This is a genomic window from Streptomyces sp. NPDC051219 (assembly GCF_040682335.1).
In the GTDB taxonomy this organism is placed as follows: Bacteria; Actinomycetota; Actinomycetes; order Streptomycetales; family Streptomycetaceae; genus Streptomyces.
In genome coordinates, this window is the sequence record NZ_JBFBAS010000010.1 from 107,813 (window position 1) to 122,933 (window position 15,121).

Genomic DNA, 15,121 nt, shown 5'->3' on the forward strand with positions numbered 1-15,121 from the left:
ATGAGTGGCACCACGGTCGTCAATCTCAGAGGCCACCGTGACGATCCGGAGTTCGCGGATGTGGTCTACGTCGGGCGGGCCATGCACCGGGGCGGCTGGGATCTCCGCGCCTCCCCGCTGGCGAGCCCCTTCCGTCCCGGTCGCGACGGCAGCCGGCAGGAGGTCGTCGAGCGGTACCGCGAATGGCTCGTCGGCCGTCCGGACCTCCTCGCTCTCCTCCCGGAGCTCCGTGGGCACCGACTGGGCTGCTGGCGCGGCCCGCAGGCGTGCCACGCCCAGGTGATCGCGCAGATGGCGGACTCGGGGGCGGGGACCGACTCCGCTGTCTCGGACGATGCAGATCAAGGTGGGACGCCGGCTGACCAGCACAGGGCAGGGCCGGGCGACCTGCTGCCGGGGGCTCAGGAATCTTCGGCGCCGAAACTCGTGGTGATCGGCACGTGCACAGACCGGCGGAGGCCTGATACTGAGTGCATCAACCCGACTTATGCGTACTTTTCATGTTGCGCTCACGACGCAGAGGGATCTCGATGGAGCTGAACCTCACGGACAAGGTCGCCGTCGTCACCGGTGGCAGCAAGGGCATCGGCCTTGCCGTCGCCGAAGCACTCGGCCGTGAAGGCGCCCGTATCGTCGTCGGCAGCCGCAGTGAAACTCCTCAGCTGGCTGACCTGCGCGAAAGATATGACGTCACCTTCGTCCCCGTCGACCTGGCCCGCGCCGACGGTGCCGACCTGCTGATCCAGGCCGCCACAGACCGACATGGCAGGGTCGACGTGCTGGTGAACAACGTGGGCGCCGCCAGCCCACGCGCCAGTTTCCTCGACATCGATGACGCGGAATGGGAGCGGGCGCTCAACCTGACGTTCTTGAGCGCGGTCCGTGCCAGCCGTGCTGCCCTGCCGCATCTGCTGGCCGACGGCGGCGGGGCGATCGTCAACATCAGCTCCGTCAATGCCCGGCTGCCGTTCCCCACCGTGGTGGACTACTCGGCGGCCAAAGCCGCACTGAGCAACCTCACCAAGGCTTTGTCGGAGGAGTTCGCCCCACGTGGCGTACGCGTCAACGCCGTCGCACCAGGGCCCGTCCGCACTCCGTTCTGGACCGACCCCGGTGCCTTCGCCGACGCCGTCGCCGCAGGCGCCGGCAGTACCGCCGATGAGGCCCTGAACGAGGTCGTTCCCCGCCAGATGGGCATCTCCACCGGACGGATCACCGAACCCCACGAGGTTGCGGACCTCGTCGTCTTCCTGGCCTCCCCCCGCGCCGGCAACATCACCGGCGCCGAATTCCTCATCGACGGAGGCCAGATCAAGACGACCTGACCAGCCCCGGGGGATGACGAAGAGGAGGGCCGGCTCGGCGGGACCGGCCTCAGCGGCGCCGCAGGGACTTGTCGGACAGGGCCGGCGGTGTGTAGTACAAGTCGTCCCGGTTCAGGTCAGTGCCCGGAGGCACGATTTCGTCGATCCGGTCCAGCACGTCATCGCTCAGCTCGACGTCCACGCCCTCCAGCAGGTCTTCGAGGTGGGCGGGAGTCCGCGGCCCGATGATCACCGAAGTGACGGCCGGGTGGGCCCGTACGAAGGCGATCGCCAGGTACGGGAGCTTCAGGCCCGCCTCGTCCGCCAGTTTCGTCAGCTCGCCGACGGCCTCCAGCTTGCGGGCGTTGCCCGGCAGGGACGGATCGAACTTGTGCTGCTCGAGAGCCGCCCGCCCGCCGCCTGCCGTGAGGTCGATGTCCGACGGCTTGGCGTACTTGCCGGAGAGCCACCCGGCGCTCAGCGGACCCCAGGTCAGCACACCCATGCCGTACCGCTGGGTGGTCGGCAGCACGGCCGCCTCGACGCCCCGCGCCAGGATCGAGTACGGCGGCTGCTCGGTGCGGAAGCGGATGTGGCCGCGCCGCTCGGCCGTCCACTGGGCCTCAACGATCTGTTCCGCGGGGAACGTCGAGTGCCCGATGGCGCGCAGCTTGCCCGCGCGTACGAGGTCGGAGAGGACGGCCAGGGTCTCGTCGATGTCGGTGGCCGGATCGGGGCGGTGGACCTGGTACAGGTCGATGTGGTCGGTGCCCAGGCGGCGCAGACTGTCTTCGACGGCACGGGTCAGCCAGCGCCGGGAGTTTCCGCTGCAGTTGGGATCCTCGCCCATCGCGGTGTGGCCTTTCGTGGCGAGCACGACGTCGTCCCTGCGGCGCCTCAGCGCCTTGCCGACGATCTCCTCCGATTCGCCCTTGCTGTAGATGTCCGCGGTGTCCAGGAAGTTGACGCCCGCGTCCAGAGCCCGGTGGATCATACGGACCGACTCACGCTGGTCCGGGTTGCCCCAGGCGCCGAACATCATCGCCCCCAGCGCGTATTCGCTGACCGAGATGCCCGTGCCACCGAGGATCCTGCGCTTCATGAGAGGCGTACCTTCCGTAGGTCGGGCGTGGAGAGCTGCAGCAGCACCGGCTCCCCCAGGTGGACGGGGTCGATGCCGTCCACCCGGTGCCGGCGACCGGTTACCCGGAGGGGGCCGCCATCACGATCACCTCAGGGTCTGATCAGCACCGTGATGTCCATCGGTCCTCCGCAAAACTCGCCACGCGGAACGGTAGGGCATCAAGCAACCAATAGCGGATAGACCCGAGCAAAGGACGGTGGACACTGGGGCGCCCACAGGCGGCTCAGGGGCAAAAGGAAGGCCGTTGGCCGGGTCACCGCGTTGGGTGATCCGGCCAACGGCCTTCGCTCGGGTACGCGCGGGCACCCCGTACCGGCGGATTCGGCTCATGGCAGGTGCTTGCGCGCCTCCGCCCGGTCCGGGAGTACGTCCCGCGAGGGGCTTGGCCTCAGGTGGCTCACGAGAGCCTGTCCAGGTAGGCGGTCAGGCTCTTGCGCCGACGCGGGTCACCCATCTGTTCGATGGAAAGGTTCCGCCAGTGTGGCGAGCCGTCCGTGCCCGGACCCAAGGGCCGTCACCCCGCATGCGCTGGTTGGCCTGCAAGGACAGCTTGGCCCATTGCCGGCGGATGTTCCGGGGTCCGTCGCAGCGACAGGCGTGAGCTTGTGCGACGACGCGAACGGTGCGAGACCCTAGTTGCCGGCCGGCTCGGGGACGAGGCCGTCGGCCACCAGACCGGCAAGTACCGCCTGACCCAAGGCATGTACAGCTGACTGGGGACGCACCATCACGGTGAACTCCTTGCCCCGGCCCATCTCATCGAACTGCAACACGTCTATGCCGTGGATCTCCTTGCCGTCCACGACGGCCCGGAAAGGCAGGATCACGGACTGAGCTTCTTCGCCGTCGGCACCTGTCTCGACCGCCCCCTCGAGATGTCCGATGTAGCGGATGGCCTCGAAGGTGCGCATGAGGACGCCGAAGAGTCCCAGCACCATGGGCCTGCCCTCGAAGGGGGTGAACTTCACCGGGCTGTAGAAGCGGATGTCCTCGGTGAAGGGTCCTCCAGTGCGGCGGGATCGCGCTTTCCACGGCATTGCGGAAGCGTTCAGCAGCCTTCATCGCCCCTCCAGTCTCCATCGCCGCTCCAGTCTCCAGGGCCCCCGGCACTCAAGAATATGACTAGTCACTTCCTTGAGTATGATGCAGTGGCGGACGAGCAATGGGAAGACGAGCAATGGGAAGGGGCTGCTTCGATGGCCTTGAGACATGCCGTGCTGGCGGCACTGCTGGACGGCGAGTACAGCGGCTACCAGCTGGCGAAGGCGTTCGACGGCGATGCGGACGAGGAGGAGTTCCTCCGCCGAGGCGAACGGATCGGGCCGTACCTGACATGCCTGCGCGGTCTGGCCTTCGAGCAGGGCCACCGGAACTGGTGCCTGCGGATCGCAGCCGTTCTGCGGGAAAGGCAGACGACTAGTGCCGAGCAGTGAGTACCTGCGCTACGTGGCCATGGGCGACAGCCAGACCGAAGGGCTCGGCGACGGAGACGACACCGTAGGCCTACGGGGCTGGGCCGACCGGCTCGCCGAGCACCTCGCGGCCGTCAACCCCCGGCTTCTGTACGCCAACCTGGCCGTCCGAGGACGTGTCGCCGCCCAGGTCCGCACCGAGCAGCTGGGGCCCGCCCTGGCCCTGCGCCCCGACCTCGTCACCGTCGTCGCTGGGATCAACGATCTGCTCCGGCCCCGGTTCAACGCCGCGACGGTGGCCGGGCACCTGGAAGAGATGTTCGCCGCGCTCACGGCCACCGGGGCACACGTGGTGACCCTGACGTTCCCCGACGTGGGAAAGATCGCGCCTCTCGCCCGGCCGGTCAGGTCCCGCGTGCTCGACCTCAACAACAGCATTCGTGCTGCGGCCGACCGTCACGGGGTCTCGGTCGCAGAAACGGCCCGGCAGGCCGTCGCCACCGACCCACGGCTGTGGAGCGCGGACCGACTCCACGCCAGCCCCCTCGGCCACGAACGGATCGCCGCGGCCGTCGCCCAAGCCCTCACCCTGCCCGGGAGCGACGACGCCTGGACACTCCCGCTGCCGCCACAGGCGGTCCCCGCGGGCCGGCAAGCCGCAGCTGCCGAGCTGCGCTGGGCGGCGGCATTCCTCGGCCCTTGGCTCGGACGCCGCCTGCGCGGTCAGTCCTCGGGCGACAACCGCACCGCGAAACGTCCCCAGCTCCTCCCCCTCAGCGCCATGCCCTGAGTGCCACGGCCCACGCCCCGGCGACCGGATGCCGGGCCGAGTACTCGCGGCAGTACGTGAACCGGCACGGCCGGGACCGAAGGCCTCGGGGCACCGGGCAATCCCCCAGGGGACGGGTCAGCGGCGAATCAGGCGGGCATGAGTGGCGGTTGCCGAACCGACCTGTTCCGCGACCCGGTACCCGTCGATCCCGTCTCCCAGGTGGTCGAAGAGTCGCTCCCCGTGGCCGGAGAGGAGCGGGACGATGGCGATGCGCAGCTCGTCCACCAGCCCGGCGCGCAGGTACTGCTGGATGGTGGCCGGGCCTCCGCCAAGGCGCACGTCCGTGCCGTCGACCACCGGCATGGGGAGCGACCTCCGCTCTCACCCTTGCGTCGAACGAGGGGCGGCCGGATCGACAGCTCCGTCCGGATTCTTCTGAGATCCTCCGCCGTGGCCACCGGCCCGCTCGAGTCCTCCGACAAACCCGACGGATCATGCCGTAGGAGGCGGGGGAATCCCCGGAGGGCGGTGGCTGTTGCGGACAGAGTTGACCTTCCGACCCGCAGGAGGCTGGGAATGCACGGCGACGCCGCGACCATCCGCAAGATACTCACGGAACACGGCGACACGTGGGCGGTGGTCGGCCTGTCCAACAACCGGTCACGGGCGGCCTACGGCGTGGCTGAGGTGCTGCAGCGCTTCGGCAAGCGCGTCGTGCCCGTACACCCGAAGGCGGAGACGGTGCACGGCGAGCAGGGCTATGCCTCGCTCGCCGCAATTCCGTTCCCGGTGGACGTGGTGGACGTCTTCGTCAACAGCCATCTGGCCGGGCCCGTGGCGGACGAGGCAGTGGCCGCGGGCGCCAGCGCTGTCTGGTTCCAGCTCGGGGTGATCGACGAGACTGCGTACGAACGCAGCCGCGCGGCCGGTCTCGACATGGTCATGGACCGCTGCCCGGCGATCGAGATCCCGCGGCTGGGCTGAGAGCCCGGCCTGCCGCCGGCTGGGCGGCGGCCTGACAGGCACTGCGGATGCGTGTCAGCCAACGAATCCGCCCGGGCACAAGACAGTCCCCGGTAGTTCGTCATTCGATGCCATGAGCTTCAGTCGTCGCTGTCGCTCCGGTGTCGAAGAGAGCTGCCGGGGGCCTGGCCAGAGCCGATGAAAGGGTCACGTGGGTTGACGGACGTCTCCGTCAACGAATGTGGCTCTCTCCGGTTTTCCGGTGTATTAACAGTTTCCTCCGTATTTGGCCCGAGTCAAGACTTGGTCCGATCTGCTGCCGGCCAAACCCTTCACCGGTCCGGGCGGGGGCGATCTCAGCCGGACGAGCTCAGATCGCCAGACCGTCGAGCACGACCGCGCCCGGAAGCTCCGCGAAGAGCTTGCCCGGCACGATGATCTTGCCCCGGCGTCGGCCGCTGCCGATCAGCACGTGCGGAATGTCGACGAGGGCGGAGTCCACGAGGAGCGGCCAGTTCGCCGGCAGCCCCAGCGGCGTGATTCCCCCGTACTCCATGGCGCTCTGCTCCACCGCGGTGTCCATCGGGGCGAAGGAGGCCTTGCGGGCCCCGAGTTGACGGCGGACCGCACCGTTCACATCGACCCGTCCGGCAGAGGGGACCACGCACGCGGCGAGCGTCGACTCGCCGCCCCGCTTTCCGGCAACGACGACGCAGTTCGCCGACCGGTCGAGCAGATCCCGCCCGTAGTGCTCGACGAACGCGGCCGTGTCGGCGATGGCCGGATCGGTGTCGACGTAGATGATCTGCTCGGCCGGGACGGTTCCGCGCCAGGCGCGGACCGCGTCGGCCACCGGCCGGGTCAGCAGTTCGAGGCAGTCGGGGGCGGGCCTGGCGTCGTCGAAGTGTCCGAGGGGAGCGCGCATACCCGCACGCTAACAGCGCACGGAGGAAACCCGGTTGACTGTCTCATCGGACGGGCGGGGTGGAGACCGCCATGATCATCTCAACCACCTCCGATCCGTCGTTGCGGCAGGAGTGCGGAACATTCGCCTCGAACGTCGCCGAGGTTCCGGCCGGCACGTCATGCCGTTCGCCGTCGACAAGCAGGGTGAGTTCGCCTGCGGTGACATGCAGCAGTTCCACCGTCCCGGAGGGGTGCGGGTCCGAGGCACTGGCCTCCCCGGGCATCAGCCGCCAACGCCAGAGTTCGAGAGGCCCGCGCTTCTCCGTGCCCACCAGGAGCGTCGTGTGACTCCCGGCCTCGGTGGACCACATGCGCACGGCCTGGTCCGCCGGCACGAGCCGGACCTGGGGGCCCTGTTCGTAGTCGAGGAGTGTGCTGATGCTGACTCCGAGGGCGTCGGCGAGCTTCACAGTGGTGCCGACACTCGGATTGGTACGGGCCTGCTCGATCTGGATGATCATTCCGCGGCTGACCCCGGCCCGGGCGCGCCCTGCCCGAGGGCGGCGGGTGGGGCGTCATCCGCGCCTCGCTCCCGGCGCTGGCCTTCGTGGGCCTCGCGGACGTCGCGGCGAACGGTACGTACTCCATCGCCGCCCAGCACGGCCCGATCACCGTCGCCGCCGTTCTCGCCTCGCTCTACCCAGTGGTGACGGCACTCAGCCCGAGGGGTGCTCGAGGAACGGCTGCGGGCCTACAGGCGGCGGGAGCCGGCCTCGCACTGGTGGGAACGGTGCTTCTGGCCACGGGCTGATCAGGCCGCGCCGCAGCCGGACGCCGGCTCCGCGTCGAGCTCGGCGAGGGCAAGCAGCTGCTCCGGGGTGACACCCTCCGGTATCGGTACGGGAGGCGGTGTACGCAGCGGCGGCTGCCAGCCGGCCTCCGGGTCCCAGCTGCGTACGATCCGGGCGGGCGCCCCGGCCACCACGGTGTGGTCGGGCACCTGGCCCCGGACGACCGCGCCCGCGGCCACCACGACGTTGCGTCCCAGCCGCGCTCCCGGCAGCACCACGGCGCCGGTGCCCAGCCAGCAGCCCGGGCCTATCTCCACCGGATCCGTGCGCGGCCACTGCTTGCCGACGGGCTCGTGGGGATCGTCGTAACTGTGGTTGGTGGACGTGATGTAGACGTACGGGCCGCAGTAGGTGTTGTCGCCTATCGTCACGCGGGTGTCTGCGATGACATGGCTGCCTCGGCCGAGTACGACCCCGTCGCCGAGCAGAAGTATCGGTTCGGCGCCGAGATCCAGGCCGGGCATCATGCCTGCCGTCAGAGTGACCTGCTCGCCGATGATGCAGTGATCCCCCAGGTGGATCCACGGTTCGCCGAACACCGTCCCCTGTGGGAAGGCCAGCCGGGTGCCGGCGCCGATGCGCCCGAAGCGCAGCCGTCCCGGACGGTCGGCGGTCACCGCGCCGGCCTGCTGCATCCACTGCCAGCCCCGGTGGACGGCGTGGGACACGGCGCGGCGCCGCCAGGCGGCGAGCGATGAGAACGTGTTTCGGTTCTTCGGCACCCGCACACGGTACTCGTCCGCCCCGCGGCCCGCGCCCGCCACCCCGGCCGGTTGTACTGGCCCTGGAAGGTTTCGCCTTGTTGCGCCGCACGGGTGTCCGTCGTGCCGCACGGGTGCCCGTCCCCTGCTTCGGTGACCACCTGCGCCGGTGCCGGCGTGCGCATGGCCGCAACGCTGACTCACTCATGCAGCACCCACGGCAGGCCGGCCATCGCCTTGGCGAACGCCTTGAGCGACGCGCGATCATGCGGAACGGCCAGGGCCAGGTACAGGGTCCGGGGTCCGGCGCAGCCAGCAGAACCAGATCGACTGCCAAGGGAACTCCGCTGATTGACTCGTCCGATACCTGGAAGGTGACCGATACGCAACCGCCCGTGCCGAAATCCCCGTCCTTCGACGCGCACAGCACCGGTGCAACGGGCCACCCGCAAGCAGGAACCACGCACGGTGGCGTGCCGACCACCTCGACGTCGTCGAAAAGTTCCAGCATCCGGCTCAGCACCCGGGCACAGGTCGCCACGTCGGCGTCGGCGAGGTCGTCGCCGACCTGGCGCAGCAGGGCGTGCTCGCGGGTGGTCACGGCGGTGATGGCGGCGAGGCCGTCGTCGGTGAGCCGGGACCAGTGAGGCGCGCTGGTGCGCGGGGTTGGGGATCGTCTCTGCGAAGCCGCGCGCGGCGGCATCGTTGACCATGCGCTGCACGAACCGGGTGATCGCCCCGGACGCCCGTGGCCATGGATTCTCCGCGAACGCGAGCAAGCCGTTCCGCCAGGCCGACGACCTCGCCGCGCTGCTGCGCCACCTCGACCTCGGCGGACCGGCGGTCCTGGTCGGCATCTCGGTGGGCGCGCTGATCGCGGTCGACACCGCGCTGGAGCACCCCACGCTGGTGCGTGCGCTGGTCGTCAGCGGTCGTGGGCTCGGAGAACCGGACATCAGCGACCCCTGGTTGTCGGCGCGCCACGAGGCCCAACTGAACGCGCTCGCGGCCGGCGACATCCCCGGCCGGCTCGACGGCTTCGTCCAGTGGGTGCCAGGCCCGAGCCGCACCCTCGCCGAGGTCGATCCCGAAGTCGTGCGCCATGTCAAGGAGATGGCGCTGCGGATGCTGATGAAGCACGTCCCGGACGAGCCGAATCACTGCGTCCCGGTGACCGACGTGGCGGAGCGCGCGAAGGAAATCACCGTCCCGGTCCTGGCCGTCAACCTCGACGCGCCCGGCACGGTGGCGACCGCCGACGCCCTGATCCGCGCGGCCCCCAACAGCCGTACGGCCACGATCGACGGGCGCCGAACGGGCCCCGGCGCTGCGCGCGGAGGCCGCACCATTCCATCGCAGTCCATGCGGCGGCAGAACGAGCAGCGGCTGCTGCGGCCCGTCTTGGTGCGCCACGTCCGGTTCGCCGCACGCGGTCCGGGGACGGTTGACCTCCCTGTGATGGAGCGTGCTCACGGTGCCGGTGGGCGTGGTGGGTACCGCGTGCCGAGGCATTCCGATCCGGGCCTTAAGCTCCGCAGCGAGTGGCGGAGTTGACGGCTCAGCCTCGACTTCCACTCTTTGATGCCACTTCAGGACCCCTTTGCGGTCCGGAACCTATCGATGGATTTCTCTGGAGGCCTTATGAGACGCCGCTGGCTCCTGCCCCTTCTCGCAGCGTTGCTCGCGGTCCTGTCGCACACGCCGCCCGCTGCAGCGGCGCCCGCGGTTGAGGCGGAATCTGCCGACTGCAGCGGCCCGGGCGTGGAGCGCTTCGGCCCTGCCTCGCTGACCGGCGCGCTCGTCGGCGCCGCCGTGCACGCGGGGCGCGGATACGTCGTCACCCGCGGCCTGAAGCCCCCGGTGCTGGCCGAGTTCGACCTCGCGACGCGCACCGTCGTGCGGCAGACGCCGATCCCGGACGGCCCCGCCGAGGGGGCGCCGGAGGGCGCGTGGGCCACCGCCGTCTCGGACGGCAAGATATACATCGGCACCTACCCCGTGCCCGACCTCTACCGCTTCGACCCCGCGACCGGCAAGGTCACGCGCCTGGCCTCCTTCGGAGCCAACGGCGGCTTCATCTGGAGCCTCGCAGCCGCCCCGGACGGGAAGATATACGCGGGCACGTACCCGGACGGAAAGGTGTGGGAGTACAACCCCGCCGGCGGCGCCACCCGCAACCTGGGGGTGCTCGACTCCAACGAGCGCTATGTGCGGTCCGTGGCCGCCGACGCGACCCACGTCTACGCCGGCCTGCTCGACACGGGGAAGCTCATCTCGATCAACCGGTCCACCGGCGCGGTCCGCGTACTGGCCCAGGGCGGCACCGGCTTCTCAACCGTCTCCCTCGGCCGCACGCGGGTGCGCGCCGCGAGCGGCAACACGCTGTACGACCTGCGCACCGACGGCACCGACCTGCGGAAGGTCGACCTCGGCACCAATTCGGTCGACGCCATCGGCCTGGCCCCGGACTACACCGCGTACTTCTCCACCCGTCCGAACGGCACGGTCTACCGCTACCGCACCGGTGAGCCCCTGGTGGAGGTGGGCACCCCGCGACTCGGGGAGGAGACCCGCAGCCTGGTCCTCGACGGCACGACGCTCACCGGCTTCACCGGCAGCGGCGGGGTGTGGACGATGGACGTGAATACCGGGCAGTCGCAGTACACCGACCTGCTCGACGCGGGCCTCACCCCGGGGTCGGAACGCCCCCAGTCGATGCTGCTGGACGCGGACCGCGGAAATGTCTGGGTCGGCGGCCACTACTCCGTGACCGTCCACCACCCCACCACCGGCGCCCAGAAGCGGATTTGGGTCCCGGGTGAGCCCAAGGCGCTGGCCCGTCGCGGGGACAAGATCTACGCGGCGATGTACCCGAGCGGCCAGATCGTCGAGCTCGACGCGCAGACCCCCGAGACCCCCCTGCGCTCCCTCGGCTACCTGGGGCACGGTCAGCAGCGGCCGTGGGACCTGGAGTACGACCCGGCCACCGACAAGCTCCTGGTGGCCTCCGCGCCGCTTGGCGCCAACCTCAAGGGCGCGCTGTCCGTCGTGGACCCCGACACGGCGGTGAAGGACGTGTACGTGGACGTGATCCGCGACCAGAGCCTGATGAGCCTCAGCCTCGGCCCGGACGGCATCGTCTACTTGGGCGGCGACGTCCGGGGCGGAGGGGGCACCACCCCCACCCGAACCTCGGCCAGCGTCGCCGCGTTCGACTTGGCGACCCGTACGGTGAAGTGGGAGTCCGACCCGGTGCCGGGCAACCAGACGCTCCAGGACATCAAGGTCCACAACGGCATCCTGTACGGCGTCTTCAAGCGCAACGCCGGCTGGTTCACGATGAACCTGCAGACTCGGCAGGTCCTCGACAAGGGCACGCTGCCCGGCTACGGCGAGATCGAAGTGCACCAGGACAAGGTGTTCACCTCGACGTACTTCAGCGGCGGCAACGTTCACCAGCTGGGCCCCGGCCTCGCGGATCCCGCGCTGATCGCCACGGGGCTCGGCGACGAGTGGTACACCAACCCCCAACTCGCATTCGAACCCGGAAGCTGGAACGCCTGGGCCCTGGCGGGCCGCGACCTCGCCCGGCTGCGCCTGGATCCTGCCTGCGCGCCGCTGGTCGTCACCTCCTGAGGGTAATCGTCACCTTCTGAACCGGCCGGGGGTCCGTTGGCCGCGGACCCCCGGCCGCCGGGACAGTGAAGAGGGGCTCGCCGGGCGACGTCACCCCGTGGTGGGGCGAGCCCGGCGTGTCGCCCCTGGCGCAGCGGCAAGGGAGCAGGAGCGGCCGGACCTCTTGTACGGGGCCTCAGCCTCCGAGCGCCTCGCGGTGGCCCTTGGCCAGCTCCAGGTACATCACCGCGTTGAGCTTGATGCCCTCCCGCTCCTCGTCGGTCAGCTCTCGCTTGACCTTGGCGGGCACACCGGCGACCAGCGATCCGGGCGGTACGCGCATGCCCTGGGGCACCAGGGCCTGGGCGGCGATCAGGGAACCGGCACCGATGTGCGCGCCGTTGAGCACAGTGGCCCCCATCCCCACCAGGACGTCGTCCTCGACTGTGCATCCGTGCAGGACGGCGTTGTGCCCGACGGACACCCGTGCGCCGACCGTGACCGGGAAACCGGGGTCGACATGCACGGTGCAGTTGTCCTGGATGTTGCTGTCGGCGCCGAGGACGATCGGGCCGCAGTCGGCACGCAGCACCGCGTGGTACCAGACGCTGGATCCGGCCGCCATCGTCACGTCGCCGATCACGACAGACGTCGGGGCGGCGAACGCCTGCGAGTCCAGCTTCGGCACATGGTTACCCAGACCTGTGATCAAAGCCTCCGCCATCGCTACTCCCCTTCATTCGCCCGTCGCGGCCGATGACACGTTAATCGGTCGGCCATGAGTGAGCGCAGCTGGGTCGAGTCGTGATCGTCGGCAGTGCCAGGGCCTTCCTTCGCGCCGGCCCCCTGGTCCGGTGCCGTGTCGGTGGCTGCCGGGCTCGTGACCGCCACAGCTGCGGGAGGGCCCCCTGGAGGGAGACGATGGGGAAGGCAGAGTCACGCAAGCCGAGCCGCGGGCTCGGGCCGGCGCCCTGACACCCATGGGTGGCGGCGCGTGCAGTGAGGAGGGCCTGGGATGTGTGCAGCCGAGTCGTTCCAGGCCCGTCCCGACACGGCGGGCGTCGCTCCCACCGCGTCTGGTGGCCTCCTCGATGTGCTGAGCGTGGCAGCCGTTCTCCTCGATGCCGAGGGCAGGATCGATCTCTGGAGCCCGCAGGCCGAGGACCTGTTCGGCTACAGCGCAGAGGAGGCCCTCGGCGGGTTCGCCGCCCCCTTGCTGGTCCATCACGAGCACCAGCACTTGGTGCTGGATCTGTTCGCCCAGGTCATGGAAAGCGGCGACAGTTGGGCCGGAGTCCTCCCCGTCCGGCACAAGGACGGCAGCACGCGGTTGGTGGAGTTCCGCAACATGCGGTTGCAGGACGACGAGGGGGACTACTACGCCCTCGGTCTCGCCGCGGATCAGGCCACGCTGCGGCAGGTCGAACGGGACCTGGCACTGTCCGCCCGCCTGGTGTCCCAGTCGCCGATCGGACTGGGTGTACTGGACACCGACCTTCGGTACGTCTCGGTCAACCCGTCCGAGGAACGGATGAACGGCGTACCCGCCGCCGAGCATGTGGGCCGGCACGTCCACGAAGTGCTGCCCTTCTTGGACGAGTCGTTCGAAGCGACGATGAGCAAGGTTCTCGCTACTGGCACCCCTGTCATCGACCAGTACACCGTGGGCCGCACCCCGGCCGACCCGGACAACGAGCATGCCTGGTCGATTTCTTTTCACCGCCTCGAAGCGCCCAACGGGCAGGTGCTCGGGGTGGTGACCTCCAGCGTGGACGTGACCGAGCGGCACCGTGCCGTCCAGGAACAACGCCGTACCGTGCTCACCCTTCAGCGCAGCCTGCTCCCCCGCTCGCCACCGCAGCGGCCGGGGCTGGATGTCGCCTCCCGGTACCAGCCGGCCCGAGCGGCCAGCGAGATCGGCGGGGACTGGTTCGACGTCATTGCGCTCGGTGGCGACAAGACCGCCCTCGTCGTCGGTGACGTCATGGGCAGCGGCGTGAGCGCCGCCGCCACCATGGGCCAGCTCCGCACCGCGACCCGCACCCTGGCCGGCCTCGACCTCGACCCCGCCCAGGTTCTCCAGCAGCTCGACCGCATCACCGAAGACCTGGAGCAGGACACCATGGCGACCTGCGTCTACGCCGTCTTCGACCCGCACAGCGAGCAGTGCCGCCTCTCCCTCGCCGGCCACCTGCCCCCGGCCCTTCTCCGCCTCGACGGCAAGCACGAACTGCTCGAGCTGCCCACCGGAACCCCACTGGGCGTCGGCGAGGCCGACTTCCACACCACCACGCTCGCCCTGCACCCGGGCGATCAGCTGTTCCTGTACACCGATGGGCTCATCGAGAGGCGCGACCGGCCCATCGACACATCCCTGGACACCCTGCTCGCCCTTCTGGACGACCCCCATCGCTCCCTGGACGGAACGTGCGAGCTGCTCCTGGACACGCTGCGCCATCCCGGCGACCACGACGACGTCGCGCTGCTCATCGCCCGAGTCCTGCCCTCCGGGCTCAGCCGCGACGGCACACGGTCGCCCGCGGCCTGAGAACAGCAAGGGAGCGACGGGTCCGCTCGGGAGCCGACGACGGACATCCGGCCGTGCCCGAGCCGTACCGCTCCCACTCCGCGGCGGTCCGGTCGGCCGCGAAGAGCGCGCCCGGCGCCCCACGGCCGACCGAGGGCAGATCGTCGTGCCCTGCGCCCGGAGGATCAGAGAGCTCCACTTCCGGCCTGAAAGAGCGGCGCCCGCGGGCCGGGCGGTCAGTCCGCCGCCGGGGCGAGTTCGCGCTCGGCTGCCGGCTGCGCCGGATCCGTGGTCGCCGCGGCCTTCTTCGCGCGGCTCTTGATGACGAGCATCGAAGTGACACCGACCACCACGGCCAGCACCAGGCCGAGCCACGAGAACCGCTTCAGCCAGGCCTCCGCCACGACTCCGACGTAGTAGATGACAGCGGTCGTACCGCCCGCCCAGAGGATGCCGCCGAGCACGTTGGCGATGGCGAACTTCCAGTACGGCATGCGCAGGACACCGGCCAGCGGCCCGGCGAAGATGCGCAGCAGGGCGACGAACCGGCCGAAGAAGACGGCCCACATGCCCCACTTCTCGAAGGACCGCTCGGCCATGGCGATGTTCTGCTCGCCGAAGTGCTTGGGGAATTTGCGCCCGAGTCGCTCCAGCAGCGGCTTACCGCCCCTGCGCCCGATCGCATAGCCGATCGAGTCGCCGACGATCGCGCCGGCGACGGCGCACGCCCCGAGAATCACCGGATCGACGTCCCCGTGCTGCGAGGCGAGCAGCGCCGAGCTGACAAGGATGATCTCACCCGGCAGCGGGATGCCCAGACTTTCCAGCCCGATGACCACCCCCACCAGGATGTAGATGCTGACCGCGGGGACGGTCTCGAGCCACTCCTGGATGTGCAACGCCGGTTCCTCCCGCTCGATGGGCCT

At 69.9% G+C, this 15,121-nt stretch carries 14 protein-coding genes and 5 pseudogenes; 9 read left to right on the forward strand and 10 right to left on the reverse strand.

What is annotated here, in order from left to right:
- Together AB0M62_RS14625 and AB0M62_RS14630 are read left to right on the forward strand one after the other, a co-directional pair.
- The gene (locus AB0M62_RS14625; RefSeq protein WP_366074525.1) at positions 1-540 is read left to right on the forward strand and encodes a DUF4326 domain-containing protein; all 540 of its coding nucleotides are present in this window, start codon (positions 1-3) and stop codon (positions 538-540) included.
- Complete coding sequence (locus AB0M62_RS14630) at positions 531-1,325, forward strand: oxidoreductase (RefSeq protein ID WP_366074526.1); 795 nt, start codon at positions 531-533, stop codon at positions 1,323-1,325. The genes AB0M62_RS14625 and AB0M62_RS14630 overlap by 10 nt, the downstream gene beginning before the upstream one ends.
- A 49-nt stretch (positions 1,326-1,374) precedes the next feature.
- On the opposite strand, the gene AB0M62_RS14635 is transcribed toward AB0M62_RS14630, so the two are convergent.
- Together AB0M62_RS14635 and AB0M62_RS14640 are read right to left on the reverse strand one after the other, a co-directional pair.
- Positions 1,375-2,406, reverse strand: a complete 1,032-nt coding sequence (locus AB0M62_RS14635; protein ID WP_366074527.1) for an aldo/keto reductase — start codon at positions 2,404-2,406, stop codon at positions 1,375-1,377.
- 674 nt (positions 2,407-3,080) lie between these two features.
- Positions 3,081-3,510: pseudogene (locus AB0M62_RS14640) on the reverse strand (nuclear transport factor 2 family protein).
- Between the two features lie 134 nt (positions 3,511-3,644).
- On the opposite strand from AB0M62_RS14640, the gene AB0M62_RS14645 reads away from it, so the two are divergent.
- Positions 3,645-3,881: a hypothetical protein gene (locus AB0M62_RS14645; protein ID WP_366074528.1), complete on the forward strand. Its 237-nt coding sequence runs from the start codon at positions 3,645-3,647 to the stop codon at positions 3,879-3,881.
- A complete protein-coding gene (locus tag AB0M62_RS14650) occupies positions 3,868-4,650 on the forward strand; it encodes an SGNH/GDSL hydrolase family protein (RefSeq protein WP_366074529.1) in 783 nt (260 codons plus the stop codon). The genes AB0M62_RS14645 and AB0M62_RS14650 overlap by 14 nt, the downstream gene beginning before the upstream one ends.
- Positions 4,651-4,767: 117 nt before the next feature.
- Here AB0M62_RS14650 and AB0M62_RS14655 read toward each other — a convergent pair whose 3' ends face one another.
- Entirely contained in the window at positions 4,768-4,995 is a 228-nt protein-coding gene (locus tag AB0M62_RS14655) for a dihydrofolate reductase family protein (protein ID WP_366074530.1), read from the reverse strand.
- Positions 4,996-5,208: 213 nt separating this feature from the next.
- Here AB0M62_RS14655 and AB0M62_RS14660 point away from each other — a divergent pair, with 213 nt between their 5' ends.
- The gene (locus AB0M62_RS14660) at positions 5,209-5,616 is read left to right on the forward strand and encodes a CoA-binding protein (protein ID WP_366074531.1); all 408 of its coding nucleotides are present in this window, start codon (positions 5,209-5,211) and stop codon (positions 5,614-5,616) included.
- Between the two features lie 349 nt (positions 5,617-5,965).
- Here AB0M62_RS14660 and AB0M62_RS14665 read toward each other — a convergent pair whose 3' ends face one another.
- Positions 5,966-6,520 (reverse strand): YbaK/EbsC family protein, encoded by a 555-nt coding sequence (locus AB0M62_RS14665; protein ID WP_366074532.1) that lies wholly within the window; start codon positions 6,518-6,520, stop codon positions 5,966-5,968.
- 43 nt (positions 6,521-6,563) lie between these two features.
- Positions 6,564-7,046, reverse strand: a pseudogene (locus AB0M62_RS14670) (XRE family transcriptional regulator); the annotation flags it as partial.
- Between AB0M62_RS14670 and AB0M62_RS14675 the strand changes: the two are divergent.
- Positions 7,043-7,312, forward strand: a pseudogene (locus AB0M62_RS14675) (hypothetical protein); the annotation flags it as partial. The pseudogenes AB0M62_RS14670 and AB0M62_RS14675 sit on opposite strands and share 4 nt — an antisense overlap.
- Here the strand turns inward: AB0M62_RS14675 and AB0M62_RS14680 are convergent.
- The 3 genes and pseudogenes from AB0M62_RS14680 to AB0M62_RS14690 form a co-directional block, all read right to left on the reverse strand.
- A complete protein-coding gene (locus AB0M62_RS14680) occupies positions 7,313-8,074 on the reverse strand; it encodes an acyltransferase (RefSeq protein ID WP_366074533.1) in 762 nt (253 codons plus the stop codon).
- 182 nt (positions 8,075-8,256) lie between these two features.
- Positions 8,257-8,383, reverse strand: a pseudogene (locus AB0M62_RS14685) (glycosyltransferase family 2 protein); the annotation flags it as partial.
- Between the two features lie 151 nt (positions 8,384-8,534).
- Positions 8,535-8,781 (reverse strand): annotated as a pseudogene (locus AB0M62_RS14690) (MarR family transcriptional regulator); the annotation flags it as partial.
- On the opposite strand from AB0M62_RS14690, the gene AB0M62_RS14695 reads away from it, so the two are divergent.
- Positions 8,765-9,607, forward strand: a complete 843-nt coding sequence (locus AB0M62_RS14695) for an alpha/beta hydrolase (RefSeq protein ID WP_366074534.1) — start codon at positions 8,765-8,767, stop codon at positions 9,605-9,607. The pseudogene AB0M62_RS14690 and the gene AB0M62_RS14695 sit on opposite strands and share 17 nt — an antisense overlap.
- 87 nt (positions 9,608-9,694) lie before the next feature.
- Positions 9,695-11,689 carry a hypothetical protein gene (locus AB0M62_RS14700; RefSeq protein ID WP_366074535.1) on the forward strand — a complete coding sequence of 665 codons (1,995 nt, stop codon included), beginning with the start codon at positions 9,695-9,697 and terminating at the stop codon, positions 11,687-11,689.
- Positions 11,690-11,864: 175 nt separating this feature from the next.
- Here AB0M62_RS14700 and AB0M62_RS14705 read toward each other — a convergent pair whose 3' ends face one another.
- The gene (locus tag AB0M62_RS14705; RefSeq protein WP_366074536.1) at positions 11,865-12,392 is read right to left on the reverse strand and encodes a gamma carbonic anhydrase family protein; all 528 of its coding nucleotides are present in this window, start codon (positions 12,390-12,392) and stop codon (positions 11,865-11,867) included.
- 291 nt (positions 12,393-12,683) lie between these two features.
- Between AB0M62_RS14705 and AB0M62_RS14710 the strand changes: the two genes are divergently transcribed.
- Positions 12,684-14,216: a SpoIIE family protein phosphatase gene (locus AB0M62_RS14710; RefSeq protein WP_366074537.1), complete on the forward strand. Its 1,533-nt coding sequence runs from the start codon at positions 12,684-12,686 to the stop codon at positions 14,214-14,216.
- A 215-nt stretch (positions 14,217-14,431) separates the two neighbouring features.
- Here AB0M62_RS14710 and AB0M62_RS14715 read toward each other — a convergent pair whose 3' ends face one another.
- Complete coding sequence (locus AB0M62_RS14715) at positions 14,432-15,094, reverse strand: DedA family protein (protein WP_366074538.1); 663 nt, start codon at positions 15,092-15,094, stop codon at positions 14,432-14,434.
- Positions 15,095-15,121: the final 27 nt, after the last annotated feature.